Source organism: Mycolicibacterium brumae (assembly GCF_025215495.1).
In the GTDB taxonomy this organism is placed as follows: domain Bacteria; phylum Actinomycetota; class Actinomycetes; order Mycobacteriales; family Mycobacteriaceae; genus Mycobacterium; species Mycobacterium brumae.
This window is the reverse complement of the sequence record NZ_CP104302.1, coordinates 1,422,185-1,442,341: the sequence shown is the minus strand read 5'-3', so window position 1 is coordinate 1,442,341 and position 20,157 is coordinate 1,422,185. Positions and strand designations below refer to the sequence as shown.

Here is a 20,157-nt window from a genome sequence, read left to right as displayed (position 1 = left end):
CAGCGTAGACCACATGAGTTCGCCGAGCGTGACACACCTGCCCAATCGGGCATACTTGCCTCGATGTGTGGACTGCTTGCGCTGGTGTGCGCCCCCGGAAATCCCGTAACCGACGATCTGGTTGACGCGGTCGCCGGCGCGTCGCACCTGATGCGCCACCGCGGTCCCGACGAGCCCGGAACCTGGTCCGACGCTCAGGTGGTGCTCGGTTTCAACCGGCTCTCCATCATCGATATCGCGCACTCGCACCAGCCGCTGCGCTGGGGCCCGCCGGAGTCCCCGGACCGCTACGTGCTGGTGTTCAACGGGGAGATCTACAACTATCTGGAATTGCGCGAGCAGCTGGCCGACGAGTTCGGCGCGCAGTTCGCCACTGAGGGCGACGGCGAAGCCATCGTGGCCGGGTTCCACCACTGGGGCCCCGATGTGCTGCCGAAGCTGCGCGGCATGTTCGCCTTCGCGCTGTGGGACACCGCCACCGGCGTGTTGTTCTGCGCCCGCGACCCGTTCGGCATCAAGCCGCTGTTCATGGCCACCGGCCCCGGCGGCACGGTGTTGGGCAGCGAGAAGAAGTGTCTGATGGACCTGGCCGGCCGCCTCGGCGTCGACACCGGCATCGATGTCCGCGCGGTGCAGCACTACACGGTGCTGCAGTACGTGCCGGAGCCGGAGACCCTCACCACCGGGGTGCGACGGCTGGAGTCCGGCAGCTACGCGGTGATCCGGCCCGGCGAGGCGCCTGCCGTCACCCGCTACTTCACCCCGAAGTTCCCCGTCTTGGCGTTCCGCGCCGGCGCCGAGCAGGCCCGCTATGACGAGATCACCGCCGTGCTGGAGGACTCCGTCGCCAAGCACATGCGCGCCGACGTGACCGTCGGGGCGTTCCTGTCCGGCGGCATCGACTCGACGGCGATCGCCGCGCTGGCCATCCGGCACAACCCGAAGCTGATCACCTTCACCACCGGGTTCGAACGCGAGGGCTTCTCCGAGATCGACGTCGCGGTGGCCTCCGCCGAGGCGATCGGCGCCCGGCACATCACCAAGGTGGTCTCCCCGACCGAGTTCGTCGCCGCGCTGCCGGAGATCGTCTGGTACCTCGACGAGCCGGTCGCCGACCCGGCCCTGGTGCCGCTGTTCTTCGTCGCCCGGGAGGCCCGCAAGCACGTCAAGGTGGTGCTCTCCGGCGAGGGCGCCGACGAGTTGTTCGGCGGCTACACCATCTACCGCGAGCCGCTGTCGCTCAAGGCGTTCGACTACCTGCCGCCGCGGCTGCGCAAGCGGGTCGGGAAGATGAGCCGCCCGCTGCCGGAGGGCATGCGCGGCAAGAGCCTGCTGCACCGCGGGTCGCTGACCCTGGAGGAGCGTTACTACGGCAACGCCCGCAGCTTCTCCGACGAGCAGTTGCGTGCGGTGCTGCCCGATTTCCGCGAGGATTGGACGCACACCGACGTCACCGCCGCGCTGTATGACGCCTCGGCCGGCTGGGATCCGGTGGCCCGGATGCAGCACCTGGACCTGTTCACCTGGCTGCGCGGCGACATCCTGGTCAAGGCCGACAAGATGACGATGGCCAATTCCCTCGAACTGCGGGTGCCGTTCCTGGACTCGCAGGTGTTCGCGGTGGCCTCCCGGTTGCCGCTGGATCAGAAGATCACCCGCACCACCACCAAGTACGCGTTGCGCCGCGCGCTGGAGCCGGTGGTGCCCGCCCATGTGCTCAACCGGCCGAAGCTCGGCTTCCCGGTGCCGATCCGGCACTGGCTGCGCGCCGGTGAGCTGCTGGACTGGGCCAACCATATGATCGACACCTCCCAAGCCGGCGATCTGGTCGATCTGGCCGCCGTGCGCCGGATGCTCGACGAGCACCGCACCGGGGAGATCGATCACAGCCGCCGGTTGTGGACGGTGCTGATCTTCATGCTGTGGCACGCGATCTTCATCGACGGGTCGGTGACCCCGGATATCCAGGAGCCGGTCTACCCCGTCGAGCTGTAGTTACAGCAGCGCCGCGGTGCTGTCCGCGGCCACGTGCCCGGCTGGTTTGGGAACCGCGGCTCGCTACAGCAGCGCCGCGGCGATCTCGGAGGCCGACTCGGGCCCGTAGGCCGCGCGGATCCGCTCGATGCCGGCGTCCCGGTTCCAGGTCCACTCCTGGGTGCCGGTGGACTCCAGCACCAGCACCGCGACCAGCGAGCCGAGTTCGGCGCAGCGACGCAGGTCCAGGCCGGCGCTGCGGGCGGTGAGGAAGCCTGCCCGGAACGCGTCGCCGACGCCCGTCGGGTCGACCTTCGCGGTCTCCGGGACGACGTCGACGTGCACGGTCGTCCCGTCCGGGTCGACGATGTCCACGCCGTTTTCGCCGAGGGTGGTGACCCGCAGCCCGATCTGGCTCATCACCTCGGCCTCGGTCCAGCCGGACTTGCTCAGCAGCAGGTCCCATTCGTAGTCGTTGGTGAACAATATCTGCGCGCCGCCGATCAGGGCGCGGATCTCCTCGCCGGACAGCCGGGCCAGCTGCTGGGACGGGTCGGCGGCGAACGGCAGGCCCAGCGCGCGGCACTCCTCGGTGTGGGAGAACATCGCCGCCGGGTCGTTGGCGCCGACGATCACCAGTTCGGGGGCGCCGATGCGGGCGACCAGGTCGGCCAGCGAGATGTCGCGAGCCTCCGACATGGCGCCGGGGTAGAACGACGCGATCTGCGCCATGTCCTCGTCGGTGGTGCAGACGAACCGCGCGGTGTGCGACACCTCGGAGATCAGCACGTGATCGCAGTCGACGCCGGCGCTCTCCAGCCAGGCCCGGTAGTCGGCGAAGTCCGCGCCCGCCGCCCCGACCAGGGCCGCGTTTCCACCCAGCACGCCGATGGCGTAGGCCATGTTCCCGGCGACGCCGCCGCGATGCACCACCAGGTCGTCGACCAGGAAGCTCAGCGACACCTTGTGCAGGTGTTCGGCCAGCAGCTGCTCGGAGAACTTGCCGGGGAAACGCATCAGATGGTCGGTGGCGATTGATCCGGTTACCGCGATGGTCACGAACGCCCATCCCTTCGTCGACGACGTGAACGGCCCCGTCCGGGGCCATCGCCGAACTTACCCAACGCCGCGCTTCCGCTGGTATCGGCCCACGTTGGGTAACCTGGCTTACACCAGACCGGCGCACCGCCCTGCGGCGCGAACCGCCGAGATCCGATCCCGCGAGACCAGGAGCCACTTGATGACCGATGCCCAGCGGCCGACGGAGGACCCCGACACCGACGGGGCTGGGATCGAAGAGACTGTCATCGAGGAGTCCGTCGTCGACGAGGCCGGCGACCGCGACGAGGCCGGCGAGGTGGGCGTCGAGGAAGAGATCTCGTTCGGCGTCGAGGACACCGGGGTGCTGCCGGCCATCACCGACGAGCCCCCGCGCGCCGAGTCGGCGCGCGCCACGGAACCGGATTCCGGCCCGACGACCGACCCCCGGCTGACGCCGGCCCACTATCCGCAGGATCCGGCGACCGGCCCGCAGCAGCCGATCCCCGGCGCGTACCCGGCCGCCGGGCCCTACCCTCCGTCAGGGCCCTACCCTCCGTCAGGGCCGTATCCCCCGTCCGGTCCGTACCCGGGCCCCTATCCGCAGCCGTCGCAGCCGTTCCCGGGCTCGCCGGAGTACCGCCAGCGCTTCGGCGCGAACCCGCCGGCCTACCCGGGCATGCTGCCGCCGGCGGTCCCGTACCCGCCGAAGGCTTCCCGCTGGAAGACGCTGCGGGTGCCGCTGATCGCGCTGGCGGTGGCTGTCGCGCTGCTGGTGGCGGTGCTGGTCGCGGTGAACAACAACCCGTCGTCGGCGCAGCAGCAGGCGCAGATCACCGACGCCACCGCCACCGCCGCGCTGCAGAGCTATCTGAACGCGCTGGCCGAGGAGGATGTCGACGTCATCGCTCGCAACTCGCTGTGTGGGCTGTACGACGGCGTGCTCGACCACCGCGGGGAGAACGCGGTCGCCCGGCTGGCCAGCGCGGCCTACCGCAAGCAGTTCTCCCGGACCGAGGTCACCTCGATCGACTCGATGGTGTTCGTCTCCCCCAGCAACGCCCAGGTGCTGTTCACCATGGAAACGACCCCGGGCAGCGCCATGCCCGGCAACGGCACCGCCGAACGCCAGGGCATCGCCCAGCTGCAGGTGGCCGGCGAGGAGATCCTGGTGTGCTCCTACGTATTGCGCGGCGGCGGGTTCTGACCCCCGTTCCCCTCAACGCGAAAACGCGGCCGGTCCCTCGAGGGACCGGCCGCGTTTTGCGGTGCTTAAGTACTCAGTTGAACGAGTCGCCGCAGGCGCAGGAGCCGGTGGCGTTCGGGTTGTCGATGGTGAAGCCCTGCTTCTCGATGGTGTCGACGAAGTCGATGGTGGCGCCCTGCACGTACGGCGCGCTCATCCGGTCGACGGTGAGGTTGACGCCGCCGAACTCGACGACTAGGTCGCCGTCGAGGGTGCGGTCGTCGAAGAAGAGGTTGTAGCGCAGGCCGGCGCAGCCGCCGGGCTGAACGGCGATGCGCAGCGCGAGGTCGTCGCGCCCTTCCTGATCGAGCAGCGACTTCGCCTTGGCGGCGGCGGCGTCGGACAGGGTCACACCGTGGGCTTCGGTGGTGGCGCCGGCCGGGGCGGCCGAGTCGTTAACGGTCATCGAGGTCTCCTCAAAAACGTCCTGGAGCAGTTCTGCTATTTCAACGGTACCCCGAACCGCGGTTATTCCCCGACCTCCCAGGCGATTGCCGTCCGCTCGGCCAGCCCGCGCAGCGCGTTGTCGGCGTCGGCCATGGCCCGCTGCGCCGACCCGGTGTAGTCCACCAGCGAGTGCGCGGCCCGCACTCCGGCGGCCGCCAACTCCTGCGCGCCAAGGGTGACCTGCCCGGCCAGCACCAGCACCGGGACGCCGCGGGCGCGGGCCCGGCCGGTCAGCGCGCTGATCACCTTGCCGTGCAGGGACTGGTCGTCGAACCGGCCCTCACCGGTGATGATCAGCCCGGCGGCGTCGATGTCGGCGGCCAGCCCGGTGTGTTCGGCGATCACCGTGGCGCCGGACTCCCGGCGCGCGCCCAGCGCCAGCAGCGCGGCCCCCAGCCCACCCGCGGCGCCCGCCCCGGGCTGGTCCTCGGCGGGCAGCCCCAGTTCGGCGGCCCAGCCGGCCAGCCGTCGTTCCAGGATCGCGACGGTTGCCGGATCGGCGCCCTTCTGCGGGCCGAACACCGCCGCGGCGCCGGTGGGCCCCAGCAGCGGATGCTCGACGTCGGTGGCGGCGATGAGGTCCACCCCGGTGAGCGCTGCGACTGCGCCGTCCCGGCCGCCGAGCGCCTCGACCATTCCGCGGCCGCCGTCGGTGCAGCAGCTGCCGCCCAGCCCGACCACGATCCGGCGGGCCCCGGCCGCCAGCGCCGCCGCGATCAGCTGCCCGACGCCGGCGCTGTCGGCGGCCAGCGCGGTGGCCGGGGTCGGTGGGCCGTCCAGCAGCGCCAACCCGACGGCCTGCGCCGACTCGATATACGCCGTGTCGCCGTCGCACACCCACGCCGCGGTCACCGGCGCGCCCAGCGGGCCGCTGACGGTGAGCTCGCGTCGCCCGCCGAGGCGCTCGGCGAGCACGTCGACGAAGCCGGGCCCGCCGTCGGACTGCGGCGCGGTGACCAGCACGTCCCCCGGCCGGCCCGCCCGCCAGCCCGCGGCGATGGCCTCGGCGGCGACCACCGCGGTGAGGGTGTCGCCGAAGCAATCCGGCGCGATCAGCACCTGCGTCATGCCCGCACCCTACGACCGCGGCGACGCGGGCGCATGGCGAGCCGGGCGGCAAAGTACCCTGGTCGGCGTGAGTTTGTTGGGCCGCAAGAAGGCGAAGGCCGATGCGCCGGAAACCGTCGAATTGACCGAGTCGAGCGCCGTCGAGGAGTCGACGGCAACCCCGCGGGTCACCCCGCCGAAGGGCCGGCCGACCCCCAAGCGGGACCAGGGCCGTCGCGGCCCGGTGGCGCCGGCGCCGCAGAACATGTCCGAGGCGCGGGCCCGTCGTAAACAGCTCAAGGGCCCCAAGCTGTCCAAGGAAGAGCGCAAGGTCGCCCGGATGCAGCGCCGCGCGCAGATGGACGACCGCCGATCCCGGATGATGGCCGGCGAGGAGAAATACCTGCTGCCCCGCGATCAGGGCCCGGTGCGCCGCTACGTCCGCGACATCGTCGACTCCCGCCGGTTCAGCCTGCTCGGGCTGTTCATGTGGGCGGCGCTGGCCATGCTGATGATCATGTTCGCCATGCCGCAGCAGTTCGCGGTGTGGGGGTCGACGCCGATGCTCGCGCTGATGCTGCTGATGCTCGGCGACGCGCTGGTGCTGGGCCGCAACGTGTCCCGGCGGGTCGACGAGAAGTTCCCGGACAACACCGAACGCAAGTTCCGCCTCGGCCTGTACGCCGCCGGCCGCGCCTCCCAGCTGCGCAAGATGCGCGCGCCCAAGCCGATGGTCAACCGCGGTGATGTCATCGACTGACCGGGTCCTGGTGCTCGGCGGCATCCGGTCCGGCAAGTCTCGGCTGGCCGAAACCCTGCTCGGCGACCTCTCCGGCGACCTGCGCTATGTGGCCACCGGCGCGCCCGCGGACCGGGATCCGGAATGGGCCGCCCGCGTCGACGCGCATCGGGGACGTCGCGGCGAGCGCTGGCAGACGGTGGAGTCCGCCGACGTGGCCGGTGTGCTCAGCGGCGCCGACCCGGTTCCGACATTGGTCGATGACGTCGGAGGCTGGCTGACCGCGGCCTACGACGGCCGCGGCTGGGCCGGTGACGTCTCTCCGGACATCGAGTCGCTGGTGGCCGCGGTGGACCGCTACCCCGCGCCGCTGGTGCTGGTCAGCCCCGAAGTCGGGCTGACCCTGGTGCCGGCGACGGCGTCCGGGCGACTGTTCGCCGACGCGCTGGGCACGGCGAACCAGCGGCTGGCCGCGGTGTGCGAGCGGGTGCTGCTGGTGGTCGCGGGTGTCCCGGTCCGGATCAAGGGCGCGTGATGACCGACTCCAGCTCTCCCGAGCCCGCCCTTCCCGAGTTCGCGATCACCGCCCCGGACGCGGCCGCCGCCGACGCCGCCCGGGCGCGCCAATCCCAGCTGACCAAGCCGGCCGGCGCGCTGGGCCGATTGGAGGAACTGTCGGTGTGGGTGGCGGGCTGTCAGGGCCAGTGCCCGCCGCGGCAATTCGAGCGGGCCCGCGTGCTGGTGTTCGCCGCCGATCACGGGGTGGCCGCCGCCGGGGTGTCGGCCTACCCGAGTGAGGTGACCGCCCAGATGGTCGCCAATATCGGCGCCGGCGGCGCGGCGATCAACGCGCTGGCCGACATCGCCGGCGCCGGGGTGCGGGTGATTGACGTCGCCGTGGACACCGACGCCGACGCGCCGCACCGGATTCGGCGCTCCAGCGGCAATATCGCCGTCGAGGACGCGCTGACCCGCGACGAGACCGCGGCCGCGCTGGCCGCCGGCGCCGCGCTCGCCGACGAGGAAGTGGACTCCGGCGCGGATCTGCTGATCGCCGGGGACATGGGCATCGGCAACACCACCGCCGCCACTGTGCTGGTGGCCGCGCTGACCAAGACCGAACCGGTGGCCGTGGTCGGCCGCGGCACCGGGATCGACGACGAGGGCTGGATCCGCAAGACCGCGGCGGTGCGCGACGCGCTGTACCGGGCCAAGGGCGCGGACCCGGTGGCGTTGCTGCGCATCGCCGGCGGCGCCGATTTGGCCGCGATGGCCGGGTTCCTGGCCCAGGCCGCGGCGCGGCGAACCCCGGTGCTGCTCGACGGCCTGGTGGTCACCGCGGCGGCGCTGGTCGCCGAGCGGCTGGCCCCCGGCGCACGGGACTGGTGGCAGGCCGGGCACCGCTCCCCCGAACCAGCGCACACCCGGGCGCTGACCGCCTTGCTGCTGGAGCCGATCCTGGATCTGGGCATGCGCCTCGGCGAGGGCACCGGCGCGACGGTGGCGCTTCCGGTGCTGCGCGGAGCGGTGCAGACCTGCGCGGCGATGGCCACCTTCGCCGAGGCCGCGGTGAGCACCGAACTCCCGGGCGGCGACGTCGAGCCGGGGACCCGGCGGTCACGGTGATCCGCTGCTTGGCAGGCGCTTTCGCGTTCGGCACGGTGGCGCCAATGCGCGTCGACACGCCGCTTGGCCGCGGTTCGATGGCGGCCTTCCCGCTGGTCGGTCTGGTGCTGGGATTGGTCGCCGCCGGCGTCGCACTCGGCGGGCGGGCGCTGTTCGGGCCGGATTCTCTGCTGGCCGGACTGCTGGCGGTGACCGCGCTGGCGCTGCTGACCCGGGGCCTACACCTCGACGGACTCGCCGACACCGCCGACGGGCTGGGGTGCTACGGATCGGCGGAGAAGGCCCGACGGGTGATGCGCGACGGGTCGGCCGGGCCGTTCGGGGTCGCCGCGGTGACCCTGTCGCTGATGCTCACCGCCGGAGCGTTCACGGCGCTGCCCGCGGCGCAGATCGTGGTGGCGGTGACGGCGGGCCGGGTCGCGGCGCTGGCGGCCTGCGCCCGTGGCGTGCCGTCGGCGCCGGGCAGTTCACTGGGCGCGCTGGTGGCCGGCAGTCAGCCGATCGCGGTGGTGACCGGCTGGGTGCTGGCGGTGACCGTGGCGGCCGGTTTCCTCACCACTTCGCCCTGGCACGGTCCGGTGGCCGTGCTCGCCGCGCTGGCGGTGACCGGGCTGCTGGTGGCGCATTGCGTGCGCCGGTTCGGCGGTGTCAGCGGGGACGTGCTGGGCGCCGCGGTGGAGGCCGCGACGGTGCTGACCGCGCTGGGCCTGGCCGCCGGCTAATTCAGTCGGGTCATCCAGCCGTGCGTGTCGGCGAAAGTGCCGCGCTGCACACCGGTCAGGGTGTCGCGCAACGCCATGGTGATCTCGCCGGGCTCACCGTCGCCGATGGTGAACTCGCCGCCGTCGTGACGCACCGTGGAGACCGGGGTGATGACCGCGGCGGTGCCGCACGCGAACACCTCGGTGATCTCGCCGCTGGCCGCGCCCTTGCGCCACTCCTCCACGTCGATCTTGCGTTCCTCGACCGAGAATCCGGCGTCAACGGCCAACTGCAGCAACGAGTCCCGGGTGATGCCGGGCAGCAGCGAGCCGGACAGCTCGGGGGTGACCAGCCGCGCCGAGCCACCACTGCCGAGCACGAAGAACAGGTTCATCCCGCCCATCTCCTCGACGTGGCGGCGCTCGATGGCGTCCAGCCAGACCACCTGGTCGCAGCCCTGCTCGGCGGCCTGGGCCTGCGCCAGCAGCGAGGCGGCGTAGTTGCCGCCGAACTTGGCCGCGCCGGTGCCGCCCGGGCTGGCCCGGACGTACTCGGTGGACAGCCACACGCTGACCGGTTTGACGCCGCCGGAGAAGTACGCGCCGGCCGGCGAGGCGATCACCAGGAACCGGTAGGCCTCCGCGGGCCGCACGCCCAGCCCCGGCTCGGTGGCGATCATGAACGGCCGCAGGTACAGCGCTTCCTCGCCGCCGGCCGGCGGGACCCAGGCCTCGTCGACGGCGATCAGCTGCCGCAGCGATTCCAGGAACAGGTCCTCGGGCAGCTCCGGCATGGCGAGCCGGTTCGCGGAGGTCCGCAACCGCTCGGCGTTCGCGGCGGGGCGGAACGAGACGATGGACCCGTCGTTCCAGCGGTAGGCCTTGAGGCCCTCGAAGATCTCCTGCGCGTAGTGCAGCACGACGGCCGACGGGTCCAGTTCGATGGGCCCGTAGGGCAGCACCGCGGCGTTGTGCCAGCCGTCGGCGACGGTGTAGTCGATGGAGACCATGTGGTCGGTGAAGTGTTTGCCGAATCCCGGCGCGGCCAGGATGGCCTCGCGCACCTCGTCGCTTGCCGGGTCCGGGTTACGGGCAAGCGTGAATTCGAGGGGGCCGTTGGTCATGGCTGCGATTGTATAACCGCGGGTCCACCCGATTTTCTCGGAGAGTTACTTGGGCGCCGCGGCGACGAACGGCGGCCGCACCACCTCGCAGGGCAGTTCGCGGCCACGCACGTCGACGCTCACCGTGTCGCCGTCACCGATCCCGGCCGCCGAGTCGATGAGGGCAAGGGCGACACCGGCTTTCAGCGTGGGCGAGAAGGTGCCGGAGGTGGTGGCCCCGACGACCTGCCCGCCGGCGGTGACGGTGAGACCGGCGCGCAGCACGCCGCGGCCGGTGGCCCGCAGGCCCCGCAGCACCCGGACCGGCCCGGCCGCCTTCTCGGCCAGCAGCGCCTCGCGCCCCCAGAAGGCGTCCTTCTTCCAACCGACCGCCCAGCCGCAGCGGGCCTGCAGCGGGGAGATGTCGCGGGACAGTTCGTGGCCGTGCAGCGGGTAGCCCATCTCGGTGCGCAGCGTGTCGCGGGCCCCGAGGCCGGCCAGTTCGCCGCCGGCAGCGACGACGACGGGGACCAGCGCGTCGAACACCACCGCGGCGTCTTCCCAGGACGGCAGCAGCTCATAACCGTGTTCGCCGGTGTAGCCGGTGCGGCAGACGCGCACATCGACGCCGTTGAACTGGGCGTCCTCCCAGGCCATGTAGTCCATCCCGGTGGGCAGGCCCAGTTCGTCGAGGACCTGCGCCGAGCGGGGTCCCTGCACCGCGAGCACCGCCCGCGAGCGATGCTCGTCGGTGACGGTGATCCCTTGCGGCGCCACGGCTTTCATCGCCGCGACGACGTCGGCGGTATTGGCGGCGTTGGGCACCAGGAACAGCTCGTCGTCGCTGACGTAGTAGACGATCAGGTCGTCGATGACGCCGCCGGACTCGGTGCAGCACAGCGTGTACTGGGCCTGGCCCGGTCCGATCCGGCCCAGGTCGTTGGTGAGCGCGGCGTTGACGAAGTCCACCGCGCCCGGGCCGCGCACCAACGCCTTGCCCAGGTGGCTGACGTCGAACAGCCCGACGGTCGCGCGGGTGGCGTTGTGCTCGCTGACCGTCCCGGCGTAGGACACCGGCATCAGCCAGCCACCGAACTCGGCGAAACTGGCCCCCAGCTCGCGATGTCGATCTTCCAGCGGCCCGTGCAGCAGGTTTTCCGTCACGGGCGCCGAGCTTAGTCACCCCTGACTACTGTGGTTCCCCGTGAGCACCCAATCCGGTCACCTGTCCCCCGTTGTCACCGCCGTCGCGACCCTCGCCGACGCGATCTCCTCCACCGACACCCCGGACCCCCAGGCCCGCGCGTTGATCGTCGGGATCGTCTCCGGCGCCGACGACGGTCCGCCGGCGGTGCTGGCAAACCCGTTCCTGGACGCCGAGGCGACCGGGCAGATCGAGGAGCAGCTCGCCGGGTTGCGCGCCAAGGCCGGCGTGGAGAAGGTGACCCGGCTGGTGGCGCCGGCGCTGCCGTTCGAAAGCGTCTTCGCCGTCGGGCTCGGCAAGTCCGGCGAGGACGTCAGCGCCGATGTGGTCCGCCGCGCCTCCGGCGCCGCGGCCCGCGCCGCGGCCGGTGTTCCGGTGCTGGTCACCGCGCTGGCCGAGGCCGACCTGGAGGCCGCCGTCGAGGGCACGGTGCTCGGCGCCTACCGGTTCACCGAATTCCGCAGCGACAAGACCGCGCCGAAGGATCCGGCGCTAGCCACCGTGGTGGCGCTGTCCACCGCCGAGGACGCCGAGGACCGGGCGGCCCGGGCTTCGGAGATCGCCGAGCAGGTCAACTTCGCCCGGGATTTGGTGAACACCCCGCCGAACGCGCTGTTCCCCAAGTCCTTCGCCCGTCGAGCCAAGAAGTTCGGCGAGGCCGTCGGCCTGGAGGTCGAGGTGCTCGGCGTCAAGGAGCTCACCAGGCAGGGATTCGGCGGCATCCTCGGGGTGGGCCAGGGGTCGGAGCGCTCACCGCGGCTGGTGCGGCTGCGGCACAAAGGCCCCGAGGGCGCCAAGAAGGTCGCGCTGGTCGGCAAGGGCATCACCTTCGACACCGGCGGCATCTCCATCAAGCCCGCCGCCTCCATGCACCACATGACCTCCGACATGGGCGGGGCGGCCGCGGTCATCGCGACCGTCGCGCTGGCCGCCATCCTGGAGCTGCCGATCGAGGTCACCGCGACGGTGCCGATGGCCGAGAACATGCCGTCGGGTTCCGCGCAGCGCCCCGGCGACGTGCTGACCCAGTACGGCGGCACCACCGTGGAGGTGCTCAACACCGACGCCGAGGGCCGGCTGATCCTGGCCGACGCGATCGTGCGGGCCTGCGAGGACAACCCGGACTACCTGATCGAGACCTCGACGCTGACCGGCGCGCAGCTGATCGCGCTGGGCCCCCGGATTCCCGGCGTGATGGGGTCGGCGGAGTTCCGCGACCGGGTGGCGGCCTGCTCGGCGGAGGTCGGCGAGAACGCGTGGCCGATGCCGCTGCCGGACGAGATCCGTGAGGACCTCAAGTCCACGGTGGCCGATCTGGCCAATATCAGCGGTCAGCGTTTCGCCGGCATGCTGGTGGCCGGGGTGTACCTGAGCGAATTCGTCGCCGACGGCGTGGACTGGGCGCACATCGACATCGCGGGCCCGTCGTACAACACCGGCAGCCCGTGGGGTCACACCCCCAAGGGCGGCACCGGTGTCCCGGTGCGCACCATGCTGGCCGTGCTCGAGGACATCGCGACCAACGGTTAGCGGTCGGCCTTGTCGACGATGGCCTGGGCCACCGCGACGGCCTCGTTCTCGACACCGAAGCCGCAGACCTGCGTGTCGATGGCCAGGTTGGCGTGGATCCGCAGCACGTGCTGGCATTTCCAGCGCGGCTCCTCCTGATCGGAGCGGACCTGGGCGATCTGGTTGTCGCTGACCACGACCTGCTCGAGCGTCTCCTGGTAGGTCTTCTCCGGCGTGATGTCGCTGACGACCTGGTTCGCGCAGGCCTGCCAGCGGATGGTCTCCGCGGCCAGCAGCGCCCCGGCGCGCTCGGCGCTGCGGAACACCGTCACGCCCTGCGAGACGTAGTCCTGCCCGTCGGGGTCGTTCAGGTACTGGGCGCGCACGTCGGCGCCGGCGCGGTAGCTGGTCTGCAGCACGATGGTGACCGCGCTGGTGCAGCTGTCCGGTTCGATCACGCTCTCCTCCGGATCCGGCAGCGCGAAGGTGTCATAGACCTCGCTGCCCTCCAGGTTCCCCGCGCCGACGGTGTCGGCGGCCTCGATCGGGGTCAGCAGCATGGCGTCGAGGTCACCGTCGTCGAATTCCGGCGCGGCGACGGTGGTGGTTGTGGTCGGGGAGGTGGTCGCCGTCGGACTGTCGGCTGCCCCCGGGCGGTTCCGGGCGCCGCCCAGCAGCATGGTGGCCGCGACCAGCGCCGCGACGACCACGACGACCCCGCCGACGATCCACAGCGCGATCTTGCCGCCGTTGCCCTTGGGCGGCGGCGGTGTCGGTGGCGGGTATCCGTAGCCGGGCCAGCCCTGGGCAGGGGCGGCCACCGTCGGGGACCCGGGGCCCGGCCAGGACCCGTACTGCGCGACGGAGACGGGGGCGCCGCACTGCACGCAGAACGGTTGGCCGTAGCTGTTCGGATGCCCGTTCGGGCACCGCGGTTCGGCGTTCATGGCCATCCCCCCTATCGGCGCGGCCGGCCGTCGTCGGACTTCGACGCCGATTCTGCACCGGTGGCTCCGTCGGCGCCGCCCCGGGCGCGCCGATTGGCGGACCCGGGTCGTGCCAATGCGCCAACAGTGACAGGATGGATACGGGACAATCCATGGGGTGCCGACGTCGGCGCGCACGCTGTGGCAAGTCATGAGTTCGACCGGTGACGAATGACCTTCAAGGAGTCAACAAGATGGCCGTGTCCGTTGAGATGCCCGCACTCGGTGAGAGCGTCACCGAGGGGACGGTGACCCGCTGGCTGAAGCAGGAGGGCGACACGGTCGAAGTCGACGAACCCTTGCTGGAGGTGTCCACCGACAAGGTGGACACCGAGATCCCCTCCCCGGTCGCCGGCGTGCTGACCAAGATCGTCGCCCAGGAGGACGACGTGGTGGAGGTCGGCGGCCAGCTGGCGGTCATCGGCGACGCCGACGAGGCCGAATCCGACGCCCCCGCTGCGGAATCCGAACCGGAGCCGGAACCCGAAGCCGAGCCCGAGCCTGAGCCGGAGCCGGAAGCCAAGTCGGAGCCCGCCGATGACAAGCCGTCCTCCTCCGGTGGCGAGGCGACCTCGGTGAAGATGCCCGAGTTGGGCGAGTCGGTCACCGAGGGCACCGTCACCCGCTGGCTGAAGAAGGTCGGCGACGAGGTCGCCGTGGACGACCCGCTGGTCGAGGTCTCCACCGACAAGGTCGACACCGAGATCCCCTCCCCGGTCGCCGGCGTGCTGCTGTCCATCTCCGCCGAGGAGGACGACGTCGTCCCGGTCGGCGGCGAACTCGCGAAGGTCGGCGAGGCCGGCGCCGCGCCCGCCAAGGAAGAGCCCAAAAAGGAAGCTCCGAAGGCCGAAGAGCCGAAGAAGGAAGAGCCGAAGCCCGAACCCAAGCCGGAGCCCAAGTCCGAAGAGCCGAAAAAGGAAGAGCCCAAGAAGGAGGCGCCCAAGGCTGCCGAGCCTGCGCCCGCCAAGGCGTCGTCCGGGGACTCCGGCGACGGCGGGTACGTCACCCCGCTGGTCCGCAAGCTCGCCGCCGAGAACGGCGTCGACCTGAGCTCGGTGAAGGGCACCGGCGTGGGCGGGCGCATCCGCAAGCAAGACGTGCTCGCGGCCGCCGAAGCCAAGAAGGCGCCGGCAGCCCCGGCCGCGAGCGCCCCGGCGGCGGCTTCCGCCCCGAAGGCCCCGGCCGCGGCGGCCCCGAGCCCGCTGGCGCATCTGCGCGGCACCACGCAGAAGGCCAACCGGATCCGGCAGATCACCGCCAAGAAGACCCGGGAGTCGCTGCAGGCCACCGCGCAGCTCACCCAGACCCACGAGGTCGACATGACCAAGATCGTGGGACTGCGCGCCCGCGCGAAGGCCGCCTTCGCCGAGCGCGAGGGTGTCAACCTGACCTATCTGCCGTTCATCGCCCGCGCGGTGATCGACGCCCTCAAGGCGCACCCGAACGTCAACGCCAGCTACAACGAGGACACCGCGGAGATCACCTACTACGACGCCGAGCACCTCGGCTTCGCGGTGGACACCGAGCAGGGCCTGCTGTCCCCGGTGGTGCACAACGCCGGTGACCTGTCGCTCGGCGGACTGGCCCGGGCCATCGCCGACATCGCCGACCGCGCGCGGTCGGGGAACCTCAAGCCCGACGAGCTCTCCGGCGGCACCTTCACCATCACCAATATCGGTAGCCAGGGCGCGCTGTTCGACACCCCGATCCTGGTCCCCCCGCAGGCGGCGATGCTGGGCACCGGGGCGATCGTCAAGCGCCCGCGGGTGGTGGTCGACGACGCCGGCAACGACTCGATCGGCGTGCGGTCGGTCTGCTACCTGCCGCTGACCTACGACCATCGGCTGATCGACGGCGCCGACGCGGGCCGCTTCGTCACCACCATCAAGCGACGCTTGGAAGAGGGCGCGTTCGAGGCCGAACTCGGCCTGTAGGAGTGTCCGACAACGGCGCCATCGCGGTCGCGGGGTCCTCGGGCCTGGTCGGATCGGCGTTGGTCGGCGTGCTGCGCGCGCAGGACCGGCCGGTGATCCGGCTGGTCCGGCGTCCGCCGACCCAATCGGGCCAGCGGTTCTGGAACCCGGAGGCCGGCGACCTCGATCCGGCTGTGCTGGAAGGCGTTTCGGCCGTCGTCAACCTGTGCGGGGCGCCGGTCGCGGGGCAACGCTGGTCCGGCGCCTACAAGCAGATCCTGCGTGACAGCCGCATCACGCCCACCGAGGTGCTGTCCTCGGCCTGCGCCGCCGCCGGGGTGCCGACCCTGGTCAACGGCAGCGCGATCGGGTTCTACGGCGACACCGGGGCCCAGATGGTCGACGAGAAGGACCCGGCAGGCGGCGGTTTCCTGGCCGGCTTGTGCCAGGACTGGGAGGCGGCCACCGAACCGGCCGCCGAGGCCGGCGCCCGGGTGGTGCGGGTGCGCACCGGACATGTGCTGTCGCCGTCGGGCGGGATCCTCGGCACGCTGCGGCCGCTGTTCAACCTCGGACTGGGCGCCCGGTTCGGCGACGGCCGCCAGTACATGTCGTGGATCAGCCTGGAGGACATGGTGCGGGCGCTGCTGTTCGCGCTGGCCTCCCCCACGCTGTCCGGGCCGGTGAACCTGACAGCGCCGAACCCGGTCAGCAACGCAGAGTTCACCACCGCCTACGGCAAGGCGATCGGCCGGCCGACGCCGTGGCGGGTGCCCGGCTTCGTCGCCAAGCGGCTGGTCGGCGAGTTCGCTGAGGAGGGCCTGCTCATCGGCCAGCGGGTGGTCCCGACGGCGCTGCGCCACGCCGGGTTCGAGTTTCACCACGACTCGCTCGCCCAGGCGCTGGACTACGCCACCGACGCGTAGCGTGAGTCCCGTGACGCCATCCATCCGGTCATCGAGCCAGCCGATCGAGGTCCGCAATCTGGGCCGCGTCGACTACACCGAGGCCTGGGAACTGCAGCGCGAACTGGCCGAGGCCCGAGTGGCCGGCGGGCCGGACGTGCTGCTGCTGCTCGAGCATCCCCCGGTCTACACCGCCGGCCGGCGCACCGAGCCGCAGGAGCGTCCGCTCGACGGGACTCCCGTCATTGACACCGACCGGGGCGGCAAGATCACCTGGCACGGGCCCGGACAGCTGGTCGGGTACCCGATCATCGGTCTGACCGAACCGCTGGATGTGGTGAATTTCGTTCGCCGCCTTGAGGAATCGCTGATCTCGGTGTGCGCCGAACTGGGAGTGACGGCCGGCCGGGTGGACGGCCGCTCGGGGGTCTGGCTGCCCGACGACGGGCTCAAACGCGAACGCAAGATCGCCGCCATCGGGATCCGGGTGGCCCGCGCGGTCACGCTGCACGGTTTCGCGCTGAACTGCGACTGCGACCTGCGCGCGTTCGGCGGCATCATCCCGTGCGGCATCGTCGACGCCGGCGTGACGTCGTTGTCGGCCGAGTTGGACCGCCGGGTCGGCGTCGACGACATGCGGGCGCCGGTGGCCGACGCGGTGCGCCGGGCCCTCGATGGCCAACTGCCGGTCGCCGATCACCCCCTGACCGAAGCCGCCCGCGTAACATCACAACAGTGAGCGTCGAGCCCGGTAACCGCAAGCTGCTGCGCCTTGAGGTGCGCAACGCCGAGACCCCGATCGAACGCAAGCCGCCGTGGATCAAGACCCGGCTGCGGACCGGCCCGGAGTACACCGCGCTGAAGTCGCTGGTGCGTCGTGAGGGCCTGCACACGGTGTGCGAAGAAGCGGGCTGCCCCAACATCTTCGAATGCTGGGAGGACCGCGAGGCCACCTTCCTGATCGGCGGCGAGCAGTGCACCCGGCGCTGCGATTTCTGCCAGATCGACACCGGCAAGCCGGCCGACTTCGACCGCGACGAACCTCGTCGGGTCGCCGAGAGCGTGCAGACCATGGGCCTGCGCTATTCGACGGTGACCGGCGTGGCGCGCGACGACCTGCCCGACGGCGGCGCCTGGCTCTACGCCGAGACGGTGCGCGCCATCAAGGAACTCAACCCCGACACCGGGGTGGAGCTGCTGGCCCCGGATTTCAACGGGGACCCCGAACTGCTGCGCGAAGTGTTCGAATCCCGGCCGGAGGTGTTCGCGCACAACCTGGAGACGGTGCCGCGGATCTTCAAGCGGATCCGCCCGGCGTTCCGCTATCAGCGCAGCCTCGACGTCATCACCGCCGCCCGCGCGTTCGGGCTGGTCACCAAGTCGAATCTCATCCTCGGGCTGGGTGAGACGCCCGAGGAGGTCCGCGAGGCGCTGGTCGCGCTGCACGAATCGGGCTGCGACATCATCACCATCACCCAGTACCTGCGGCCCTCTCCCCGGCACCATCCGGTGGAGCGCTGGGTCAAGCCCGAAGAGTTCGTCGAGCATCAGGGCTTCGCCGAGCAGATCGGCTTCGCCGGCGTGCTGGCCGGACCGCTGGTCCGCTCGTCGTACCGGGCCGGTCGGCTCTACGCGCAGGTGATGGAGTCCCGGGCGGCCGCCGAATCGGCCGACGCCCCGGTGGACCCGCGCAGCGCCGCCGTATCCTGATTCCCATGGCGAAGACCCGGAACTCGGCGCAGAGCAAGGAACTGAAGGCAGAGGCAAAGAAGGCCCGCAAGGCGGCGTCCAAGGCGCGCCGTCAGCAGCTGTGGCAGGCGTTCCAGATCCAGCGCAAAGAGGACAAGCGGCTGGTGCCGTACATGTTCCTCACCTTCGTGCTGGTTCTGGCGATCTCGGTCGCCCTGGGCTTCTGGTCCGGCGGCACCTTCAGCATCATCCTGTTCAGCGTTTTCGGTGTGATCCTGGGCGCGCTGGTGGCGTTCATCGTGTTCGGCCGCCGCGCCCAGAAGGCGGTGTACGCCAAGGCCGACGGTCAGACTGGCGCCGCGGCCTGGGCGCTGGACAATATGCGCGGCAAGTGGCGGGTGACCCCGGGTGTCGCCGCCACCGGCCATTTCGACGCCGTGCACCGGGTGCTGGGCCTGCCGGGCGTGGTGCTGGTCGGCGAGGGCGCGCAGTCCCGGGTCAAGCCGCTGCTGGCGCAGGAGAAGAAGCGCACCGCGCGGCTGGTCGGCGACATCCCGATCTACGACATCATCGTCGGCAACGACGAGGGCGATGTGCCGCTGGCCAAGCTGGAGCGCCACCTCAACAAGCTGCCGCGCAATATCGCCGCCAAGGACATCGACTCGCTGGAAGCGAAGCTGTCCGCGATCAGCTCCAAGGCCAGCCCGGCCGCGGCCATGCCGAAGGGCCCGATCCCGGGCGGGGCGAAGATGAAGGGCGTGCAGCGCCGCGTCCAGCGCCGCTGAGTTCGGCGCCGGGCTAAGGCGTGTCACGAAAACGGATCTGTGAGCACGTTCGACCTCGCCAGCGACGACCGTCGTGCGTGCAGGTTCGCGAGCTCAGCCCGTTAGCGCACGTAAACCGCCGCGAGCGGCCAGACGACGCACGAGGGCTCCATGGTGTCTGCCTCGCGCCGGGTGGTCCTGGCCCGTTGTGTTCATCGTCGGCCACTCGTGCAGCCGTTGACCGCTCGCCAAGGAAAACGTGCAGTCGTTGGGCGCTCGCGGTCAGACATGACCGTCGTTGCACACTCGGGCCCGGAAAAGGCGGGACCTATCGGTGTCCAGCGCGATAGGCCCGCTACGCAAAGCCTCCGTTCCTCCGGCTTCGCTTGCGACCTATCGGTGTCCAGCGCGATAGGCCCGCTACGCAAAGCCTCCGTTCCTCCGGCTTCGCTTGCGACCTATCGGTGTCCAGCGCGATAGGCCCGCTACGCAAAGCCTCCGTTCCTCCGGCTTCGCTTGCGACCTATCGGTGTCCAGCGCGATAGGCCCGCTACGCAAAGCCTCCGTTCCTCCGGCTTCGCTTGCGACCTATCGGCGGACGACGGCGGTCCCGGTGACGCGGTCCTGGATGCCACGGCCGTCGGAGTCGGTGAACAGCGCGGGCACCACCAGCCCGACGAGCACCCCGCGGGCCGCGGCCCGGCCGAGGCCGACGTGTTCCCGGTTGTCCACCGAGGCGACCCGCAGTCCCAGCAGCAGCTGACCCGGAGTGAAGCCGTACAGCCGCACCGACAGCATGCCCAGCACCAGCCAGATGCCCATGATCAGCCACGGCCCCAGCGGGCTGAACAGCAACTGCTCGCGGCTGATCACCCCGAGGGTGACCAGCAGACCGGCCAGCCCGTAGGCGATCATCCAGTCGACCATCATCGCCACGATGCGGCGGAACATGCCGGCGATCGAGCCGGAGCCCGACGGCGGCAGGCCCAGTCGTTCACCGGGATACTCGCCCCGGCCGGTCGCGGAATCGGGCAGACTCGCCCCGGACAGCCAGTCGCCAAAAGGTCGGCCCATGCCCTTGAGGTTAGTCGGCGGCGTCGGGCCGGCCGCATGGCGCTCGCCCCGGGCGGACCCGGCTGATTGCGTAACGTCGGCGCAACATTAGGTTGATTACTGCGCAACATCAGGTCCATAGCGTCAGCGCCGGGTTAACCGCAACGCCGTGCCCGACGCCGGCGGCAACATCAGCGGAACACTGAAGCGAAT

Annotated in this window: 19 protein-coding genes; 12 read left to right on the top strand and 7 right to left on the bottom strand. The window is 71.2% G+C overall.

All coding sequences use genetic code 11. The annotated features are described in order from the left end of the window. Window positions 1-63: 63 nt before the first annotated feature. Window positions 64-1,995: an asparagine synthase (glutamine-hydrolyzing) gene (asnB, locus tag L2Z93_RS07020; protein WP_090592232.1), complete on the top strand. Its 1,932-nt coding sequence runs from the start codon at window positions 64-66 to the stop codon at window positions 1,993-1,995. 63 nt (window positions 1,996-2,058) lie between these two features. Here asnB and L2Z93_RS07015 read toward each other — a convergent pair whose 3' ends face one another. Continuing rightward, window positions 2,059-3,033, bottom strand: coding sequence for a carbohydrate kinase family protein (locus L2Z93_RS07015; RefSeq protein ID WP_090592236.1), 975 nt, complete (start codon window positions 3,031-3,033; stop codon window positions 2,059-2,061). Window positions 3,034-3,214: 181 nt separating this feature from the next. Between L2Z93_RS07015 and L2Z93_RS07010 the strand changes: the two genes are divergently transcribed. Next, entirely contained in the window at window positions 3,215-4,219 is a 1,005-nt protein-coding gene (locus L2Z93_RS07010; RefSeq protein WP_090592239.1) for an Rv0361 family membrane protein, read from the top strand. Between the two features lie 73 nt (window positions 4,220-4,292). On the opposite strand, the gene L2Z93_RS07005 is transcribed toward L2Z93_RS07010, so the two are convergent. Continuing rightward, a complete protein-coding gene (locus L2Z93_RS07005; protein ID WP_090592243.1) occupies window positions 4,293-4,664 on the bottom strand; it encodes a HesB/IscA family protein in 372 nt (123 codons plus the stop codon). 62 nt (window positions 4,665-4,726) lie between these two features. Continuing rightward, the gene (locus L2Z93_RS07000; RefSeq protein WP_090592246.1) at window positions 4,727-5,773 is read right to left on the bottom strand and encodes a glycerate kinase family protein; all 1,047 of its coding nucleotides are present in this window, start codon (window positions 5,771-5,773) and stop codon (window positions 4,727-4,729) included. Window positions 5,774-5,840: 67 nt separating this feature from the next. On the opposite strand from L2Z93_RS07000, the gene L2Z93_RS06995 reads away from it, so the two are divergent. Genes L2Z93_RS06995 through L2Z93_RS06980 form a run of 4 tightly spaced genes read left to right on the top strand, consistent with a single transcriptional unit; the run spans window position 5,841 to window position 8,839 of the window. Further along, entirely contained in the window at window positions 5,841-6,512 is a 672-nt protein-coding gene (locus L2Z93_RS06995; protein WP_090592249.1) for a DUF3043 domain-containing protein, read from the top strand. After that, window positions 6,499-7,026: a bifunctional adenosylcobinamide kinase/adenosylcobinamide-phosphate guanylyltransferase gene (locus L2Z93_RS06990; protein ID WP_090592251.1), complete on the top strand. Its 528-nt coding sequence runs from the start codon at window positions 6,499-6,501 to the stop codon at window positions 7,024-7,026. The genes L2Z93_RS06995 and L2Z93_RS06990 overlap by 14 nt, the downstream gene beginning before the upstream one ends. Continuing rightward, entirely contained in the window at window positions 7,026-8,117 is a 1,092-nt protein-coding gene (gene cobT / locus L2Z93_RS06985; RefSeq protein ID WP_090592383.1) for a nicotinate-nucleotide--dimethylbenzimidazole phosphoribosyltransferase, read from the top strand. The genes L2Z93_RS06990 and cobT overlap by 1 nt, the downstream gene beginning before the upstream one ends. Beyond that, window positions 8,114-8,839, top strand: coding sequence for an adenosylcobinamide-GDP ribazoletransferase (locus L2Z93_RS06980; protein ID WP_090592255.1), 726 nt, complete (start codon window positions 8,114-8,116; stop codon window positions 8,837-8,839). Before cobT ends, L2Z93_RS06980 begins: the two co-directional genes overlap by 4 nt. Here L2Z93_RS06980 and L2Z93_RS06975 read toward each other — a convergent pair. Together L2Z93_RS06975 and gcvT are read right to left on the bottom strand one after the other, a co-directional pair. Next, on the bottom strand, window positions 8,836-9,942 hold the full coding sequence (locus L2Z93_RS06975; RefSeq protein ID WP_090592259.1) for a branched-chain amino acid aminotransferase: 1,107 nt from the start codon (window positions 9,940-9,942) through the stop codon (window positions 8,836-8,838). The genes L2Z93_RS06980 and L2Z93_RS06975 overlap by 4 nt on opposite strands. A gap of 45 nt (window positions 9,943-9,987) precedes the next feature. Further along, entirely contained in the window at window positions 9,988-11,085 is a 1,098-nt protein-coding gene (gene gcvT / locus L2Z93_RS06970) for a glycine cleavage system aminomethyltransferase GcvT (protein WP_090592262.1), read from the bottom strand. A 40-nt stretch (window positions 11,086-11,125) separates the two neighbouring features. On the opposite strand from gcvT, the gene L2Z93_RS06965 reads away from it, so the two are divergent. Continuing rightward, on the top strand, window positions 11,126-12,655 hold the full coding sequence (locus L2Z93_RS06965) for a leucyl aminopeptidase (RefSeq protein WP_090592265.1): 1,530 nt from the start codon (window positions 11,126-11,128) through the stop codon (window positions 12,653-12,655). Here the strand turns inward: L2Z93_RS06965 and L2Z93_RS06960 are convergent. Next, entirely contained in the window at window positions 12,652-13,581 is a 930-nt protein-coding gene (locus tag L2Z93_RS06960) for a sensor domain-containing protein (RefSeq protein ID WP_162562014.1), read from the bottom strand. The two genes, L2Z93_RS06965 and L2Z93_RS06960, sit on opposite strands and share 4 nt — an antisense overlap. A 233-nt stretch (window positions 13,582-13,814) precedes the next feature. On the opposite strand from L2Z93_RS06960, the gene sucB reads away from it, so the two are divergent. Genes sucB through L2Z93_RS06935 form a run of 5 tightly spaced genes read left to right on the top strand, consistent with a single transcriptional unit; the run spans window position 13,815 to window position 18,912 of the window. Next, window positions 13,815-15,554 (top strand): 2-oxoglutarate dehydrogenase, E2 component, dihydrolipoamide succinyltransferase, encoded by a 1,740-nt coding sequence (gene sucB / locus L2Z93_RS06955; protein ID WP_090592274.1) that lies wholly within the window; start codon window positions 13,815-13,817, stop codon window positions 15,552-15,554. Window positions 15,555-15,556: 2 nt separating this feature from the next. Then, complete coding sequence (locus tag L2Z93_RS06950) at window positions 15,557-16,459, top strand: TIGR01777 family oxidoreductase (RefSeq protein WP_090592278.1); 903 nt, start codon at window positions 15,557-15,559, stop codon at window positions 16,457-16,459. A 10-nt stretch (window positions 16,460-16,469) separates the two neighbouring features. Continuing rightward, window positions 16,470-17,177, top strand: coding sequence for a lipoyl(octanoyl) transferase LipB (gene lipB, locus L2Z93_RS06945; RefSeq protein WP_090592284.1), 708 nt, complete (start codon window positions 16,470-16,472; stop codon window positions 17,175-17,177). After that, window positions 17,174-18,148: a lipoyl synthase gene (gene lipA, locus L2Z93_RS06940; protein ID WP_090592287.1), complete on the top strand. Its 975-nt coding sequence runs from the start codon at window positions 17,174-17,176 to the stop codon at window positions 18,146-18,148. Before lipB ends, lipA begins: the two co-directional genes overlap by 4 nt. A 5-nt stretch (window positions 18,149-18,153) precedes the next feature. Further along, window positions 18,154-18,912: a DUF4191 domain-containing protein gene (locus L2Z93_RS06935; RefSeq protein ID WP_090592291.1), complete on the top strand. Its 759-nt coding sequence runs from the start codon at window positions 18,154-18,156 to the stop codon at window positions 18,910-18,912. Window positions 18,913-19,479: 567 nt separating this feature from the next. Here L2Z93_RS06935 and L2Z93_RS06930 read toward each other — a convergent pair. After that, window positions 19,480-19,965 (bottom strand): RDD family protein, encoded by a 486-nt coding sequence (locus L2Z93_RS06930; protein ID WP_090592294.1) that lies wholly within the window; start codon window positions 19,963-19,965, stop codon window positions 19,480-19,482. Between the last annotated feature and the right edge of the window lie 192 nt (window positions 19,966-20,157).